Below are 17,400 nucleotides of genomic sequence, written 5' to 3' on the forward strand. Positions count from 1 at the left end.
TTGTCAATTGGTAAAACCAATTCTTACAATGGGGCGTCGGTGTAAAGCGCATCCATTGCATAGGCTATTGCACAGGGCTATCCATGATCATTTCAGCTTCCACTGACTATCGCCAAGCGGCCAAGCGTCGTATCCCGCCCTTTTTGTTTCATTATGCGGACGGCGGGTCTTATACCGAGCATACGCTGCGGCGTAATGTCGACGATCTTGCCGGTATCGCGTTACGTCAGCGCGTGCTGAAGGATATGTCTTCATTGTCATTGGAGACCGAGCTGTTCGGTGAGAACCTAGCGATGCCGATTGCTTTAGCGCCAGTGGGGTTGGCAGGCATGTATGCAAGGCGTGGTGAAGTGCAGGCTGCGCGCGCAGCTACTAATAAAGGTATACCGTTTACGCTGTCTACAGTATCAGTGTGTCCAATCGATGAAGTAGCCTCGGCAGTCGATCGGCCTATCTGGTTTCAGCTCTATGTGCTGAAAGACCGTGGCTTTATGAAGCATGCGCTGGAAAAAGCCAAGGCCGCTGGCGTCAAAACGCTGGTTTTTACCGTCGATATGCCGGTGCCTGGGGCGCGTTATCGTGATGCGCACTCTGGCATGAGCGGCAAGTATGGGCCAATCCGGCGAATGGCTCAGGCCGCAATGCATCCTTTCTGGGCCTGGGATGTGGGCGTTCATGGCCGCCCGCATGATCTGGGTAACGTATCTGATTATCGCGGTAAGCCAACGGAGCTTGAAGATTATATTGCCTGGCTTGGTGACAACTTCGATCCCGCTATTTCCTGGAAAGACCTGGAGTGGATTCGGGAATTCTGGGATGGACCGATGATCATCAAGGGCATACTCGACCCCGAAGACGCTCGTGAGGCGGTTCGCTTTGGTGCGGATGGCATTGTTGTTTCTAATCATGGTGGACGCCAGCTTGACGGGGTGCTTTCTACCGCGCGTGCTTTGCCTGCCATCGCCGATGCGGTTAAAGGGGACATAGCGATACTGGCTGATTCTGGTATACGCAGCGGACTTGATGTCGTGCGGATGATTGCTATGGGTGCTGACACGGTATTGCTTGGGCGTGCCTACATCTATGCCCTTGCTACTGCCGGAGAGGCTGGCGTTATCCATTTGCTTGAGTTATTCGAAAAAGAAATGCGGGTAGCAATGACACTCACCGGGGCACATAGCATCGCTGACCTCGGGTCTGATTCTTTGGTTCCAAATTCGCTCCGCGATGCCTATTGAGCGTCACTTGCGCCTTATTAATATCAATATTAAAAAAAGCCCTTGCCAACCCGGCAGCGAATCCGTAAAGTACGCATCCGCTGCCGGGGACGCCGAGCGTTACCAGCGGTGAGTGAAGGTGAAAACCTTCGGTTTGTCAGATAGTTAGCGATTTCGTGTCAGGGTTGTATAGATAGCGAAAATCGCACATTGACAACCACCAGGAAATGCGTAGAATACGCCTTCCTCGCTGCGGCAAGCCAAGTCAACGGCTCGCCAGGTTGCTTTCACAGTAACCAGGACAGCGAAACAGCTCTTTAACAATTTGATCAGGTAATTCATGTGGGCGCTTGCTGACGTTGGTGACAAATCACCAAATATCAAGGCAAGCGGTCATGACAATGTAAATTGAAATGAATTCGTTTGAACCTTGAGCCAAGTTTGATCCGCTTTTGTCACTTTCGAGTGACGAGTAAGGATCACAATGATTGTAAACTGAAGAGTTTGATCATGGCTCAGATTGAACGCTGGCGGCAGGCCTAACACATGCAAGTCGAGCGGTAACAGGGGTAGCTTGCTACCCGCTGACGAGCGGCGGACGGGTGAGTAATGCATAGGAATCTGCCCGGTAGTGGGGGGTAACCTGGGGAAACCCAGGCTAATACCGCATACGTCCTACGGGAGAAAGGGGGCTCCGGCTCCCGCTATTGGATGAGCCTATGTCGGATTAGCTAGTTGGTGAGGTAACGGCTCACCAAGGCGACGATCCGTAGCTGGTCTGAGAGGATGATCAGCCACATCGGGACTGAGACACGGCCCGAACTCCTACGGGAGGCAGCAGTGGGGAATATTGGACAATGGGGGCAACCCTGATCCAGCCATGCCGCGTGTGTGAAGAAGGCCCTCGGGTTGTAAAGCACTTTCAGCGAGGAAGAACGCCTGTCGGTTAATACCCGGCAGGAAAGACATCACTCGCAGAAGAAGCACCGGCTAACTCCGTGCCAGCAGCCGCGGTAATACGGAGGGTGCAAGCGTTAATCGGAATTACTGGGCGTAAAGCGCGCGTAGGTGGCTTGATAAGCCGGTTGTGAAAGCCCCGGGCTCAACCTGGGAACGGCATCCGGAACTGTCAGGCTAGAGTGCAGGAGAGGAAGGTAGAATTCCCGGTGTAGCGGTGAAATGCGTAGAGATCGGGAGGAATACCAGTGGCGAAGGCGGCCTTCTGGACTGACACTGACACTGAGGTGCGAAAGCGTGGGTAGCAAACAGGATTAGATACCCTGGTAGTCCACGCCGTAAACGATGTCGACCAGCCGTTGGGTGCCTAGCGCACTTTGTGGCGAAGTTAACGCGATAAGTCGACCGCCTGGGGAGTACGGCCGCAAGGTTAAAACTCAAATGAATTGACGGGGGCCCGCACAAGCGGTGGAGCATGTGGTTTAATTCGATGCAACGCGAAGAACCTTACCTACCCTTGACATCTACAGAAGCCGGAAGAGATTCTGGTGTGCCTTCGGGAACTGTAAGACAGGTGCTGCATGGCTGTCGTCAGCTCGTGTTGTGAAATGTTGGGTTAAGTCCCGTAACGAGCGCAACCCTTGTCCTTATTTGCCAGCACGTAATGGTGGGAACTCTAAGGAGACTGCCGGTGACAAACCGGAGGAAGGTGGGGACGACGTCAAGTCATCATGGCCCTTACGGGTAGGGCTACACACGTGCTACAATGGCCGGTACAAAGGGCGGCGAGCTCGCGAGAGTCAGCGAATCCCTTAAAGCCGGTCTCAGTCCGGATCGGAGTCTGCAACTCGACTCCGTGAAGTCGGAATCGCTAGTAATCGTGAATCAGAATGTCACGGTGAATACGTTCCCGGGCCTTGTACACACCGCCCGTCACACCATGGGAGTGGACTGCACCAGAAGTGGTTAGCCTAACGCAAGAGGGCGATCACCACGGTGTGGTTCATGACTGGGGTGAAGTCGTAACAAGGTAGCCGTAGGGGAACCTGCGGCTGGATCACCTCCTTAAACGATGCGTCACAGTCAGTAAGCGTCCACAATGAATTACCTGATCAGATAGAGAGCAAACGGTAAAAGCACGATCCCCTCTTGGGTCTGTAGCTCAGTTGGTTAGAGCGCACCCCTGATAAGGGTGAGGTCGGCAGTTCAAGTCTGCCCAGACCCACCAAATTTTATCTATCCCTGCGTTATTTTATGACTCGCATAGCAGGTTATGTGTCGCCATAAAATGCCTTGCGCTAAATAAAATTGGCCAGAGGTGAGTGTGACGAAGAGCGACTCGATGGGGCCATAGCTCAGCTGGGAGAGCGCCTGCCTTGCACGCAGGAGGTCAGCGGTTCGATCCCGCTTGGCTCCACCATTATGTTGCTACGCTGTTTTACCTTAAATACCGTTTGTGAATGTTTCGTGACCACTGATAAGTCGCTGTACTGTAACTGCTGTTTTAGTTATCGCTCGCCGCTTTATCACTGTTCATTGAACAGCTGCTCTTTAACAATGTATATCATGCTGACAAGAACACTTCGCAAGAAGTGCTCCTTAAATTGTGATACGCGTCAGCGTATCCGGCAAAATGAAACGTGATCATTGCGAGTCCAGACTCCTTCGGGTTATAGGGTCAAGCAATGAAGCGCACACGGTGGATGCCTAGGCAGCCAGAGGCGATGAAAGACGTGGTAGCCTGCGATAAGGCTCGGTGAGGTGGCAACAACCTGTGACCCGGGCATTTCTGAATGGGGAAACCCACCGATCATAAGATCGGTATCGTGCATTGAATACATAGATGTACGAGGCGAACCAGGGGAACTGAAACATCTAAGTACCCTGAGGAAAAGAAATCAACCGAGATTCCCCTAGTAGCGGCGAGCGAACGGGGACCAGCCCTTAAGCATGTGACTGATTAGGCGAATGCGTTGGGAAGCGCGGCCGTAGCGGGTGATAGCCCCGTAGTCGAAAATCTGAGCATGTGAAATCGAGTAGGTCGGGGCACGAGAAACCTTGACTGAAGACGGGGGGACCATCCTCCAAGGCTAAATACTCCTGGCTGACCGATAGTGAACCAGTACCGTGAGGGAAAGGCGAAAAGAACCCCGGAGAGGGGAGTGAAATAGATCCTGAAACCGTGTGCGTACAAGCAGTCGGAGCCCACTTGTTGGGTGACGGCGTACCTTTTGTATAATGGGTCAGCGACTTATATTCAGTGGCGAGGTTAACCGTATAGGGGAGCCGTAGGGAAACCGAGTCTTAACTGGGCGACACAGTCGCTGGATATAGACCCGAAACCGAGCGATCTATCCATGAGCAGGGTGAAGGTTGAGTAACATCAACTGGAGGCCCGAACCAGGATCTGTTGAAAAAGATTTGGATGACTTGTGGATCGGAGTGAAAGGCTAATCAAGCTCGGAGATAGCTGGTTCTCCTCGAAAGCTATTTAGGTAGCGCCTCACGTAGTACCGCCGGGGGTAGAGCACTGTTTCGGCTAGGGGGTCATCCCGACTTACCAACCCGAGGCAAACTCCGAATACCGGTGAGTAACGCGTGGGAGACACACGGCGGGTGCTAACGTCCGTCGTGAAAAGGGAAACAACCCAGACCGTCAGCTAAGGTCCCGAAATCCTGGTTAAGTGGGAAACGATGTGGGAAGGCTCAGACAGCTAGGAGGTTGGCTTAGAAGCAGCCATCCTTTAAAGAAAGCGTAATAGCTCACTAGTCGAGTCGGCCTGCGCGGAAGATGTAACGGGGCTAAACCAGGTACCGAAGCTACGGGTTCATTCTTAGGAATGAGCGGTAGAGGAGCGTCGTGTACGCCAATGAAGGTGGATTGAGAAGTCTGCTGGAGGTATCACGAGTGCGAATGCTGACATGAGTAACGATAAAGGGAGTGAAAAACTCCCTCGCCGGAAGACCAAGGGTTTCTGTTCGACGCTAATCGGAGCAGAGTGAGTCGGCCCCTAAGGCGAGGCCGAAAGGCGTAGTCGATGGGAAACGGGTCAATATTCCCGTACCGGACATGGTTGCGATGGGGGGACGAAGAAGGCTAGGTGAGCCAGGCGTTGGTTGTCCTGGTGAAAGTGAGTAGGCAAGCGGTTTAGGTAAATCCGGACCGCTCTTTCAAAGAGAATGCCGAGACACGAAACGAACTGACCACGGTCAGGAAGTCACTGATGCCACGCTTCCAGGAAAAGCCTCTAAGCTTCAGATCATGTGCGACCGTACCCCAAACCGACACAGGTGGTCAGGGTGAGAATCCCAAGGCGCTTGAGAGAACTCGGGTGAAGGAACTAGGCAAAATGGTGCCGTAACTTCGGGAGAAGGCACGCCGGCGTAGGGTGATGAGACTTGCTCTCTAAGCCCGAACCGGTCGAAGATACCAGGTGGCTGCAACTGTTTATTAAAAACACAGCACTCTGCTAACGCGCAAGCGGACGTATAGGGTGTGACGCCTGCCCGGTGCCGGAAGGTTAAATGATGGTGTTAGCCCCTCTCTTGTAGAGGGCGCGAAGCTCTTGATTGAAGCCCCGGTAAACGGCGGCCGTAACTATAACGGTCCTAAGGTAGCGAAATTCCTTGTCGGGTAAGTTCCGACCTGCACGAATGGCGTAATGATGGCCACGCTGTCTCCACCCGAGACTCAGTGAAATTGAAATCGCCGTGAAGATGCGGTGTACCCGCGGCTAGACGGAAAGACCCCGTGAACCTTTACTATAGCTTCACACTGGACGCTGATGTTGCCTGTGTAGGATAGCTGGGAGGCTTTGAACTCTGGACGCCAGTTCGGAGGGAGCCAACCTTGAAATACCAGCCTGGCATCATTGGCGTTCTCACTCAGGTCCGTTATCCGGATCGAGGACAGTGTGTGGTGGGTAGTTTGACTGGGGCGGTCTCCTCCTAAAGAGTAACGGAGGAGCACGAAGGTACCCTCAGCACGGTCGGACATCGTGCATTGAGTGCAAGAGCATAAGGGTGCTTGACTGCGAGACAGACACGTCGAGCAGGTGCGAAAGCAGGTTCTAGTGATCCGGTGGTTCTGTATGGAAGGGCCATCGCTCAACGGATAAAAGGTACTCCGGGGATAACAGGCTGATACCGCCCAAGAGTTCACATCGACGGCGGTGTTTGGCACCTCGATGTCGGCTCATCACATCCTGGGGCTGAAGTCGGTCCCAAGGGTATGGCTGTTCGCCATTTAAAGTGGTACGCGAGCTGGGTTTAGAACGTCGTGAGACAGTTCGGTCCCTATCTGCCGTGGGCGTTGGATGTTTGAGAAGGGCTGCTCCTAGTACGAGAGGACCGGAGTGGACGACCCTCTGGTGTTCCGGTTGTCACGCCAGTGGCATTGCCGGGTAGCTATGGTCGGACGGGATAACCGCTGAAAGCATCTAAGCGGGAAGCCCCCTTCAAGATGAGACATCCCTGAGGCCTAGAGCCTCCTGAAGGGCCCAGCGAGACCAGCTGGTGGATAGGCACGGTGTGGAAGCGCTGCAAGGCGTTGAGCTAACGTGTACTAATGGCCCGTGAGGCTTGACCCTATAACACCCAAGGGGTCTGGTCGCGATGATGACGCACCATTAAAAGCCGGATATGCATGCTAAGCCACGTGGTTAAGACACAGGGCTTGGCAATGAGACGATCACAGTTTAGTTAAAACAGTCAGCATGATGTACATTAACCGTTACGCCTGACGACCATAGCACGCGTGAACCACCTGATCCCTTGCCGAACTCAGCAGTGAAACCGCTTAGCGCCGATGGTAGTGTGGGGTCTCCCCATGCGAGAGTAGGTCATCGTCAGGCACCTATACCACGAAGAACCCAGCCACCCGGCTGGGTTTTTTGTGTGCGTGAAAGAAAAATACCTCGCTCTTACCAGTCGATAGGTTGGCCGTCCCAAGCCCAAAAAGTACCGTTATCATCGGGTGTTCGCTGAGTGATAACTTCTAGCAACTGCTCTGCTACAAATGCAGGCGTGAAGAGCTGCTCGTTAGGCACTCTTGCTTGAAAAGGTTTAGAGAGTGCCGTATCGGTAGTGCCAGGATGCAGGCATAACACGGTGCATTGTTTGTTAAGCCGCTTGAGCTCTATTGATGCCGTCTTAAGCAGCATGTTGTGCGCTGCTTTGCTGGCTCGATAACTGTACCAGCCACCTAGCTGATTATCCTCGATGGAGCCAACCCGCGCGGAAAGACTGGCGATTACTGCAGGGTGTGTCCCTTTGAAAGAGTCTTTCAGAGCCGCCAGCAGCAAGATAGGCGTAAAGGCGTTGATATTCATTGTCTGCGTTAGGTTTTCAACACTCAGCTGATCAAGTCGCTTTTCAGGAACCAGTTGTTTAGCTTCATCATGAAGGATGCCAATGGCATTAAAGAAGAAGTGAACAGGCCGGGCAGCCAATGCATTTTGAAGCGCCTGCCTATCCTGTTCTTGAGAAACATCAAGCATCAGGTGAGTAAGGCGTGGGTGGTCAATTTGTGATGGTTTACGGCTTACCGTAATAATGTGGCCGAGCTGGGAGGAAGAGAGCAGCTGCTTAATGATGGCAGCGCCTATTCCTCCCGATGCGCCAACAACCAGCGCTGTATAATGATGAGGCAGCAAATAAAACATGGAAAGCCTTTGGAATCCTACTAGTGAGGAGGGCTTTCATTGAAACGTTATGCAGGGAACTTGTCGAGGGAATATATCAGGCGGAAGCGTTGATTCTGCCAGGTTGAGCGCTATTACGACCATCCGGCTTATACAGCGTTTTTTCTGCAATTTGGCGGATGTAATCCAGCATTGCCTGGTTATGCTTCATTCGTACTGACAGCATTTGTCCCGTCAGCTCGTTCATGCGTGAGGCGCGCTCACTTTTTTCAAGCAGGCTTTCCCATGCTGTTTGACAGCCAGCATCAACAGCTGCTGATCTAGCGCCAATAGCACCTTCATCATAACCGAGGCGTTTCTGTACATTGCGGCGCACAGTTTCAATCCGCTCTAGCTCGGCTAATAATGACTGCTTTTCGTGTGCAACTTGAGCTAACGCATCGCCGTCAATGTCACCTTGCGTCAAAAGGTTTTGCTCGTTGGACAACAACGAAATTAACGCATCAAGGCGCTGCCGTTGGTCGGTAAGCAAAGATGCAAGGCTCATTTAAAGCGTCCCCTATAAATCTTTAAGATTGGCAATTAGACCGTCAGCAATTCGGTCTGCGCGCATTTCCAGGCGCCCTTCACGAATAGCGTCTCGAATCTCTTCAACTTTGGCGGTATCGATATCCTGAGACTCATCAATACTCGATTGACTCAGTTGGGTCGACTCACGAGTCGTGCCGCCCGGTGTGGCTGGCGATACGCTCTCCGCTTTTTGCGTTTCATCCCGCTGCTGCGTAGGATTCGAGCGTAATAGCGAGTTAATGTTATCAATTTTCACGTTGTCTGCCTCATCGTCAACGTCGATGCGCTTGGCGCCTAGTGTAGCTTCTATAGCCATATATCGGCAGCGCAGGGTATAACTTTAGGCGATGCGTTAAAAATCCACCACCAAAATACCTCGATCAGTGACGCGGGCAGTCATGATTTCCCGTGACCCAAAACGCACCCTTACTTGTTCACCAAGAGCGCCATTTTCTAGCGCTTCACCTTCACGCGAAACGCGAAAAGCTGAGCCTTGCGCTACGACAGTAACGCGCTGCCCACGTTCAACCAAGTCAGGAGCTTGTAAGTAATGCGCCAAAAAAGCGCTGCCAGTACGAATGGGCCGCTGGGTGATTTTACCTACGATGTCTTCTTCAGCCGTCAAAGCTTGTGCCGAAAGATCGCCTAAATTACCACCACGTTCGCTGAGCATATTCGAAGTAATCAACGTGCCTCGTTCAATATCTCTCGCTGCCACCACATAACTACCAATGACATCAATTTGCGCCTGTAAGTAGCGCACTTGTCGGCCGTTTTCACCGCAACGTACCCCAACGGAAACGCGGCCCAAGGGGGCTTGATTTGCGTTGGGTAAAAATGGCTCTGGTTGAATACATTCCGGCAAATGCGGAGACGGTGGCCGCAGGTCAATCACCACTTCCTCGCCTAATGCCTGGGTTTCCTGATACAAAAATTGGTGTACTTGCTGGAGCAGAGCATCGTCGTCAGCCTGAACCTTAGTCAAAGCTGTCACGGCTAGCATTGCCAATAAAAAAATCACTTGGCAGTAGCAAAGCATGCTTGGCTGAGTAACGCGCTTTCGTAGCATGGAAGGGGTCACTTGCTGAAGAACTTGGAGAAGTAGGCTGATGAGGCTACCGGTCAGTCAGTGTAGCGAAAAGGTAGCAGCCGTATCACGCGAAATGCTGGTAGAAACGCCAGCTGTTCCATGCTTTAGGCTGACAGTTCCAGACGTATTCTTCATCATCAACAAAATCCATTTTATTTTTTGCCTCAACGCGAGGGTCGGCATGATTGATCAACTGGAATCTGCCTTTAACTATCACCAGCAAGCAGTCGGTTTGCGCCAGGCACGCCACGAAGTGCTGGCGGCGAATATAGCCAATGCAGATACACCCAACTATAAAGCGCGTGATATCGATTTTGCTAGTGAGCTGAAAAAAGCAGTAGACGGTACTCAGAATGCATCTAGTAATAGCGGCGGCGGTCTGACATTGGCGCGTACCGCTGGCAACCATATTGCTGGAGAAGGCCCCGCATGGCGTGGAGCGGGCAACGCCGATTTACTTTACCGCATTCCCGACCAGCCTAGTTTGGATGGTAATACGGTTGATATGGATCGTGAGCGCACGCAGTTTGCGGATAACGCTGTTCGTTATCAAGTCGGCCTTACGATGCTCAACAGCCGTATTCAAGGGCTGAAAAATGCCATGCAGCCCGAATAACCAGGCCAAATTAGTGAGGAGTTAAGCAACGATGTCGATGTTCTCTACGTTTGATATTGCCGGTTCGGCAATGAGTGCCCAGTCCCAGCGAATGAACGTTACCGCTAGCAACATGGCCAATGCCGATAGTGTTGCCGGGCCTGATGGGGAAACCTACCGAGCAAAACAGGTCATGTTTGAGACCCAGGCACAAGGCAACCGCTATGGCGTTGGCGGTGTGCGAGTTACCGAAGTGGTGGAAGACGACTCACCGCTACGCATGGAGTACATGCCCAACCACCCGGCAGCGGATGAAGAGGGCTATGTCGCAAAACCCAATGTTGAGCCTGTGCATGAAATGGTCAATATGATTTCTGCTTCGCGCTCCTATCAAGCCAACGTTGAAGTGTTTAATACCAGTAAGCAAATGCTGATGCAGACGCTGTCGCTGGGAGAGGGCTAACAATGAGTACTATTGATCCAACCACGTTGTCGAATATCAATGGTGGTGGTATTCAGCTAAAGCAGAGTCAATCAGACGAGCTGCGTAATAGCTTTATGACGCTATTGATTACGCAATTGCAAAATCAAGACCCGCTTAAACCCATGGAAAACGCGGAGATGACGTCTCAAATCGCACAGATCAACACGGTAAGCGGTATTGAGCAGCTGAATAGCACGTTACAGAGCATCACCAGCCAAATGGATGCCAATCAGGCATTGCAGGCGAGCGGGTTGATTGGCCAGGGGGTCATGGTACCTGGGCGTCAAATCATGTTGGAGCAAGATAGCGAAGGTCAACCTTACTCAACACCTTTTGGGATTGAATTAGACCAGCCCGCCGCCAATGTTCAAGCGACGATAGTTGGCCAGGGTGGCCAAGTTATTCGCCGTTATGATTTAGGGGCAGTTGATGCGGGTGTGCAGTCTTTCAAGTGGGACGGGGAGAATGACCAGGGCGAGGTGGTTGCCAGTAATCGCTATGCCGTTCAGTTAGAGGCGACGGACGCTGAAGGCGAAGCCATTGAATCAACCGCGCTTAACTATGCGATCGTCAATAGCGTGACACCTAACGATGTTAACGGTGGTGTTCGGCTGGACCTAGGGGCGATTTATGGTCAAATCAGCCTGAATGATGTTAAACAAATCCTTTGATTTAGTAACATAAATTGTCTTCTAGGAGAATGAAATGAGTTTTTCTCAAGCACTAAGCGGTCTGAATGCACAGTCAGAAAACCTAAAGATCTTAGGTAATAATATTGCGAACTCGCAAACGGTCGGCTTTAAAAGCTCAGGTGCAATATTTTCTGATGTATTTGCCGGTGCAAGTAGCCAAGTGGGCCTGGGCGTAAAAATTTCAGATGTTCGTCAAGACTTTGCGGCAGGTGATTTGGAAACCTCGGGTCGCACTTTGGATCTGGCAGTGGCTGGTGAAGGTTTTTACCGGGTTGAACAAACGAGTGGTGAAGCCGCTTATACTCGAAATGGTCAATTTAGCCAAGATAATGAAGGCTTTTTGGTGAATGCATCAGGCCAGCGGTTAACGGGGTATGGTCTTTCTGATCCTAATGATCCGTTTTCAGCTGTTGTGCCAGGAGGAGCCCCTGAAGCGCTAAATATTTCATCAGCTGACATTCCTGCAAAGGCTACTGCGGACGTGGCAGCTACCTATAATTTGAATGCCAGTACAGTACCAGGACAGGGTTTGCAGCAAGCAACTGTCCAAGCAGTGGATGGAAATGGTGATTTAATCACGGTTGATAACGACGGTGCTTTTGATGCAACAGGCGATCCACTTGAACTCGATGTTTCGTATCACTTTTCCAATAGTTTCACTACGTTCGATTCCTTGGGAAATGAACGCAATATTACGATGTATTATGAAAAGGTAGATGATAATACCTGGAAAGCGTTTCAAGCTGTTGATGGGAAGCTTTCATTTGATGGAGTGGATAATGCTGCGCAAGATCTGGAGAATTCGTTCTGGCTGAAGTTTAACAGTAATGGACAGCTTGCTAAATATAGCGATCTTGATGGGGCAGGGGCTGGACTTAGAGATGAAGACGATATAGTTGGTGTCGCTGATGCCGGTTATCGGCTTGCTTTTGGTACGGCTACTACCCCAGTGAATCTTGATGTAGATAATGCTTCCGCCAATGGTCAAGATGCGACTCAAGCATTCAACCAAGCCTCGGTAGACAATGCAGGCCTAACGAAAGCCTTTGCAAATTTAGAATTTATTGTGGGTGATGGTGCTGATCCGCTTAACTATGATTTTGCACTGACTGGAACTACCCAGTTCAACAATAACTCTGTGCAAAATACACTGACGCAAGATGGTTATACCTCCGGCAGCCTCGCTGGGTTAGAAATAACACGCGATGGTCGTGTTATTCGTATTTATACCAACGAAGAGCGCCGTGATGCAGGGCAAATTGTATTAGCTAACTTTGCAAACGAAGAGGGCCTCCAGTCTATAGGCGACAACGCATGGCGCGAAACCAATGCCTCAGGTATCGGCATTATAGGTACTGGTGGTACCGGCGTATTCGGCACCATTGAGTCTGGCGTGTTGGAAAACTCCAACGTTGACCTAGCAAAACAGCTGGTGGATACCATCGTTGCCCAGCGTGCTTACCAAGCGAACTCGACGTCGATTAGTACCCAGGACGAGCTCCTGCAGACCATTATTAATCTTTAATAGTCGGTCAATCTTGTAAGGAGTAAGTACCGTGGATCGAATGCTCTATACCGCCATGAGTGGCGCCAAAAACAGTATGGATCAACAGTCGATAGTGAGTAATAACCTATCGAATGTGAGTACTACTGGTTTTCGTGCCCAGCTACAGGCTGCTCGTTCTGTGCCCGTGCAGGGTGAGGCGTTGCTGGCAACGCGGACGTCAGCGGTGACCACCACGCCCGGCAGTGACTTTTCACAGGGGCCCGTTGAGTTTACGGGGCGCACACTTGATGTCGCGATGCAGGGCGATGCGTGGATGGCAGTGCAGGCGGACGATGGTACCGAAACCTATACGCGGCGCGGCGATCTCCAAATTGACAGTGATGGGGTTCTGCTTAATGTAGGGCGCCCGGTGATGGGGGAAGGTGGCCCTATTGCCGTGCCGCAAGGCGCGCAAGTCTCTATCGGTGCCGACGGGACCATTAGTGCCATTCCCGAGGGCGTAGGGCCAGAAGCGCTCGTCGAAGTAGGGCGGATTAAGTTAGTGACACCCGAAGAGGGAGCGCTAACCCGTGGTGAGGACGGCCTGTTTCGTGCACCTCCTAATGAGGAAGGTGGACCGGGCGCCTTGCCCGCCGACGAGAATGCCAAGCTAGTGAGCGGCGCGCTTGAGGGCAGCAACGTGAGTGCCGTCGATGCCATGGTTTCAATGATCGATGTGGCACGCCGTTACGATATGCAGATGAAAGTGCTCAGTACCGCTGACGAAAACGCCCAGCGTGCCAACGGCATTCTATCTATTCAAGGTTGATGTTGGCCATTCAATGCTGATGTGAGTCAGTCGGCCAAGGGAGCATAATTATGATTAAGTCATTGTGGACCGCTAAAACCGGTCTAGAGTCGCAACAAACCAAGCTAGATGTCATTTCAAATAACCTGGCCAACGTCAGTACCAATGGCTTCAAACGCTCACGTCCCGTGTTTGAAGACTTGTTATATCAAAATATGCGTCAGCCAGGGGCTCAGAACAATATTCAGGATCGCCTGCCCTCAGGCATGCAAATTGGTACCGGTGTTCGCGCGGTGGCCACTGAGCGTTTGCATACCCAAGGTGGTTTAGAGCAAACGGAAAACTCGCGTGATCTAGCCATTGATGGCGAAGGCTTTTTTCAGGTATTGATGCCCGACGGGACTAATGCTTATACCCGCGACGGCAGTTTTCAGCTAAACGAAAATGGCCAGATGGTGACGGCTAATGGCTATCCCGTTGAGCCTGCTATTTTCTTACCTCCCAACGCACTGTCAGTGAATGTAGGTGAAGACGGTACGGTGAGCGTCCGCCAGCCAGGCGTGGCTATTGATAATGAAGTTGGGCAAATCACCGTCAGTACCTTTATTAACCCGGCAGGTTTAGAAAGTGTTGGGGGCAACCTCTATCTTGAAACAGGGGCCTCAGGCGCACCTAACGAAAATATGCCCGGAATGAACGGCGCTGGGCGTCTATTCCAAGGCTATGTAGAAACGTCCAACGTTAATGTGGTTGAAGAAATGGTCAATATGATTCAGACCCAACGCGCCTATGAAATTAATAGCAAAGCGGTCTCTACCAGCGATGAAATGTTGGCACGCTTGAGCCAGCTGTAACGGTTTTTCAATAAAGTTTACTAACAGGTTGCGTCATGCTGGAGTTGCACCCAATGTTACGTCGTATTGCACTAGCTGGCTTGGCGCTCTTAATACTGGTGGTTGCCGGGTGCGCTCAAATTCCAAGAGCCTCAGTGGTGGGAGAGCAGGAGCAGATCAGTATTGTTGATCGTCCACCACCCATCCCTAATGGCTCTATTTATCAGGCAAGGCAAGGGTATCAGCCGCTTTTTGAAGATCGCCGGCCGCGCTCGATTGGCGATATTTTGACCATTGTGTTGGATGAAGAAGTCAGTGCGAGCAAGAATTCGCAGTCCAACGCAGGTCGTAGTGGCAGTGCTAGCCTGGAATTGGCAGAGCTTCCAGATATTCTCGATACTCTTGCTGAGTACGGCTACGATGTTTCCGGTGAGAACGATTTTACCGGCAGTGGTGGGTCGCAGGCGAATAACTCCTTTACCGGTACGATTACCGTATCGGTGTTAGAAGTCATGAATAACGGCAATTTACGTGTACGGGGCGAGAAGCAAATTGCCATCAATCAGGGAACGGAGTTTATCCGTTTTTCAGGCGTGGTTAACCCGCGCACGATTACCGCACAAAATACCGTTCCTTCCACTCAGGTGGCTGATGCGCGTATTGAGTATGTGGGTGACGGTTATATCAACGAAGCGCAGCACATGGGTTGGCTACAACGTTTCTTCTTAAACGTCTCGCCATTCTAGCCCCTATTTGGAGCTATCAATGTTAAAGCGACCAATAACACTGTTACGACGGGCAATAGCGATGCGATTAAGTGGTTATCGAACAAGCAACACCTGGTTGGTTCAGCTGGGTGTCTTAGTGCTGATGTGTTCACTGGCACTACCCGCCCAAGCGGAGAGTGTTCGCGAGCTTTCGAGCTTTGCCGGTGTCCGCGATAACCAGCTGGTGGGCTATGGGTTAGTCGTGGGCCTTGATAGCACCGGTGACCAAACAACCCAGGCGCCTTTCACCAGTCAAAGCCTGACCAACATGCTTTCCCAGCTTGGGGTGACGGTACCTGCAGGTACGAACTTACAATTGCGCAACGTGGCTGCAGTGATGGTAACGGCTGATCTCCCGCCATTTTCCAGGCCGGGCCAGCGGTTGGATATAGTGGTTTCGTCGATTGCCAATGCGCGCAGCTTGCGAGGCGGTACGCTGTTAATGACGCCGCTAAAAGGTGCCGACGGGGATACTTATGCGATTGCCCAAGGCAATATGCTCGTAGGTGGGGCGGGTGCACAGGCTGGTGGCAGTAGCGTTCAGATTAACCAACAGGCCTCAGGCCGTATCCCCAATGGTGCCCTGGTGGAAAGAGAAGTGCCGCTTAACCTGGGCAGTAACGGTGGGATGCTTGAATTACAGCTCAACGATTCCGATTTTGGCACCGTTCAGCGCATGGTGACGGCGATTAATAACGAGTTTGGCCAGTCGGTTGCCTACGCACGAAATGGTCGAGTCATCGCCCTGGATGGCCCTACCGATGACAATGCAAGGGTCAACTTTATGGCCCGTGTCGAAAACGTTCAGGTAACACCTACTGAGGCACCAGCGCTTGTTGTGCTGAATTCACGTACCGGCTCGGTCGTAATGAACAGTGCCGTCACATTGCGAGAAGCGGCGGTAGCCCACGGCAGTCTGTCGATCATGATTGATACCCAGTTTGGCGTTAGCCAGCCTAACCCGTTTGGCGAGGGAGAGACGGTCGTCGTACCTGATGCGGATATTGAAATTGATCAGCAAGAGGCTTATCTGCAAATCGTAGAAGGCGCGCAGCTCAACGAAGTGGTCAATGCATTGAATGCGTTAGGCGCCACACCCCAGGATTTAATGTCGATTCTAGAAGCGTTAAAAGCATCGGGTTCGCTACGCGCTGAGCTGGAGGTCATTTAATGAGCGCGAATGATATGAGCAGTCAGTTCGCCCTGGATGTGAGCGGCTTTCAACGGCTTCAACACACCGCCCGAGTCGACCCTGAAGCTGGCGTAGATGGCGCAGCCCAGCAATTTGAAGCGTTGTTTATTCAGATGATGATGAAGAGTATGCGCGAAGCGACACCCACCTCAGGACTGATGAATAGCAGCGCGACGAATACCTATCAATCGATGCTGGATCAACAGTGGTCCCAAGTGATGGCTTCGCGTGGCATGGGCCTTGCGGATGTTCTCGTTGAGCAGTTAGAGCGCCAAGGTGCTATTTCAAAAGCAGAGCCAGCAGCCAATGCAGATCAAGAGCTGCAAGCCCTAATCGCCGGTATTCCCCGTGGCACGCCCCGAATACTTGATGACTCTTTCTCGGTAGATCCGGGCGCTACTGGCACAACAAGCTCACAGGGCAGCGGGCAATTCCTGGCTGAGCTTGAGGCCATTCGCCAAGGTGTGGAGAAAGGTAATACAGTCGATGAGTCCGCGTTAAATCAGCGAGAGCAGGCAGCCTCAGGTCACGTCGACCAATTTATGCAAACGTTAGCGGCTCCAGCCCAGGCGGCTAGCGCTACGACTGGCGTTCCTGCTGAATTAATTTTGGCCCAGGCGGCGTTAGAAACGGGCTGGGGTCGGCACGAAATTGCCACTCGCAATGGAAATAACAGCCATAACTTGTTTGGTATCAAAGCAGGTAGCCATTGGCAGGGCGAAACAACTGACATTGTGACGCATGAATATATCAATGGGCGACGTACTCCGGTAGTCGACACATTCCGCGTTTACGAGTCGTTTGAGCACGCTTTTACCGACTATGCCAGCCTGATCAGTAATAACCCGCGCTATGCCGGTGTTGTCCAGGCACCGAGTGCCGAGCAGGCAGCGCAAGAGTTACAGCGTGGTGGTTATGCCACTGACCCGCGTTATGCCGATAAACTAGTGGCAGTAATGAAGTCGATGGGGCCGCTTAACGCGGGTGACGATTTCCTGGCAGATTCTCGCTAGCCCTTTCCTCAAGTTTTTTTGCGCACTGCCGATACTTGTAACATGTATAGGTAT

General features: G+C 51.9%; 14 protein-coding genes, 2 tRNA genes and 3 rRNA genes. 15 read left to right on the top strand and 4 right to left on the bottom strand.

What is annotated here, in order from left to right:
• The first annotated feature begins 83 nt into the window (after window positions 1-83).
• The 6 genes from lldD to rrf all read left to right on the top strand — a co-directional run bounded on the left by lldD (window position 84) and on the right by rrf (window position 7,027).
• Window positions 84-1,238 carry an FMN-dependent L-lactate dehydrogenase LldD gene (gene lldD / locus ACWI0H_RS00365; RefSeq protein ID WP_336275147.1) on the top strand — a complete coding sequence of 385 codons (1,155 nt, stop codon included), beginning with the start codon at window positions 84-86 and terminating at the stop codon, window positions 1,236-1,238.
• Window positions 1,239-1,709: 471 nt separating this feature from the next.
• Window positions 1,710-3,242, top strand: a 16S ribosomal RNA gene (locus ACWI0H_RS00370).
• A gap of 83 nt (window positions 3,243-3,325) precedes the next feature.
• Window positions 3,326-3,402 (top strand) — tRNA-Ile (locus tag ACWI0H_RS00375).
• Between the two features lie 116 nt (window positions 3,403-3,518).
• Window positions 3,519-3,594, top strand: a tRNA-Ala gene (locus ACWI0H_RS00380).
• Window positions 3,595-3,850: 256 nt separating this feature from the next.
• A 23S ribosomal RNA gene (locus tag ACWI0H_RS00385) occupies window positions 3,851-6,763 on the top strand.
• Between the two features lie 148 nt (window positions 6,764-6,911).
• A 5S ribosomal RNA gene (rrf, locus tag ACWI0H_RS00390) occupies window positions 6,912-7,027 on the top strand.
• The 16S, 23S and 5S rRNA genes sit together here with 2 tRNA genes alongside, the layout of an rRNA operon.
• Window positions 7,028-7,096: 69 nt before the next feature.
• Here rrf and ACWI0H_RS00395 read toward each other — a convergent pair.
• From ACWI0H_RS00395 to flgA, 4 genes are all read right to left on the bottom strand, one after another.
• On the bottom strand, window positions 7,097-7,837 hold the full coding sequence (locus tag ACWI0H_RS00395; RefSeq protein WP_485874537.1) for an SDR family NAD(P)-dependent oxidoreductase: 741 nt from the start codon (window positions 7,835-7,837) through the stop codon (window positions 7,097-7,099).
• Between the two features lie 76 nt (window positions 7,838-7,913).
• Window positions 7,914-8,363, bottom strand: a complete 450-nt coding sequence (locus ACWI0H_RS00400) for a flagella synthesis protein FlgN (RefSeq protein ID WP_176303466.1) — start codon at window positions 8,361-8,363, stop codon at window positions 7,914-7,916.
• Window positions 8,364-8,375: 12 nt separating this feature from the next.
• Entirely contained in the window at window positions 8,376-8,702 is a 327-nt protein-coding gene (gene flgM, locus ACWI0H_RS00405; protein ID WP_485874538.1) for a flagellar biosynthesis anti-sigma factor FlgM, read from the bottom strand.
• 36 nt (window positions 8,703-8,738) lie between these two features.
• A complete protein-coding gene (gene flgA / locus ACWI0H_RS00410; protein WP_485874539.1) occupies window positions 8,739-9,455 on the bottom strand; it encodes a flagellar basal body P-ring formation chaperone FlgA in 717 nt (238 codons plus the stop codon).
• Between the two features lie 202 nt (window positions 9,456-9,657).
• Between flgA and flgB the strand changes: the two genes are divergently transcribed.
• From flgB to flgJ, 9 genes are all read left to right on the top strand, one after another.
• Window positions 9,658-10,092 (top strand): flagellar basal body rod protein FlgB, encoded by a 435-nt coding sequence (flgB, locus tag ACWI0H_RS00415; RefSeq protein ID WP_485874540.1) that lies wholly within the window; start codon window positions 9,658-9,660, stop codon window positions 10,090-10,092.
• 31 nt (window positions 10,093-10,123) lie between these two features.
• The gene (gene flgC / locus ACWI0H_RS00420; protein WP_101145856.1) at window positions 10,124-10,534 is read left to right on the top strand and encodes a flagellar basal body rod protein FlgC; all 411 of its coding nucleotides are present in this window, start codon (window positions 10,124-10,126) and stop codon (window positions 10,532-10,534) included.
• Window positions 10,535-10,536: 2 nt separating this feature from the next.
• Window positions 10,537-11,226, top strand: coding sequence for a flagellar hook assembly protein FlgD (locus ACWI0H_RS00425; RefSeq protein ID WP_101145855.1), 690 nt, complete (start codon window positions 10,537-10,539; stop codon window positions 11,224-11,226).
• A 34-nt stretch (window positions 11,227-11,260) separates the two neighbouring features.
• Window positions 11,261-12,772, top strand: coding sequence for a flagellar hook protein FlgE (gene flgE / locus ACWI0H_RS00430; RefSeq protein ID WP_101145854.1), 1,512 nt, complete (start codon window positions 11,261-11,263; stop codon window positions 12,770-12,772).
• A 31-nt stretch (window positions 12,773-12,803) separates the two neighbouring features.
• The gene (gene flgF, locus ACWI0H_RS00435; RefSeq protein WP_485874541.1) at window positions 12,804-13,562 is read left to right on the top strand and encodes a flagellar basal-body rod protein FlgF; all 759 of its coding nucleotides are present in this window, start codon (window positions 12,804-12,806) and stop codon (window positions 13,560-13,562) included.
• A 50-nt stretch (window positions 13,563-13,612) separates the two neighbouring features.
• Complete coding sequence (gene flgG / locus ACWI0H_RS00440) at window positions 13,613-14,395, top strand: flagellar basal-body rod protein FlgG (RefSeq protein ID WP_101145852.1); 783 nt, start codon at window positions 13,613-13,615, stop codon at window positions 14,393-14,395.
• Between the two features lie 35 nt (window positions 14,396-14,430).
• Complete coding sequence (locus ACWI0H_RS00445; protein WP_101145851.1) at window positions 14,431-15,120, top strand: flagellar basal body L-ring protein FlgH; 690 nt, start codon at window positions 14,431-14,433, stop codon at window positions 15,118-15,120.
• Window positions 15,121-15,181: 61 nt separating this feature from the next.
• On the top strand, window positions 15,182-16,312 hold the full coding sequence (locus ACWI0H_RS00450) for a flagellar basal body P-ring protein FlgI (RefSeq protein ID WP_101145850.1): 1,131 nt from the start codon (window positions 15,182-15,184) through the stop codon (window positions 16,310-16,312).
• Entirely contained in the window at window positions 16,312-17,346 is a 1,035-nt protein-coding gene (flgJ, locus tag ACWI0H_RS00455) for a flagellar assembly peptidoglycan hydrolase FlgJ (RefSeq protein WP_485874542.1), read from the top strand. Before ACWI0H_RS00450 ends, flgJ begins: the two co-directional genes overlap by 1 nt.
• Window positions 17,347-17,400 lie beyond the last annotated feature (54 nt).

It is taken from the genome of Halomonas sp. NYA30, assembly GCF_976980765.1.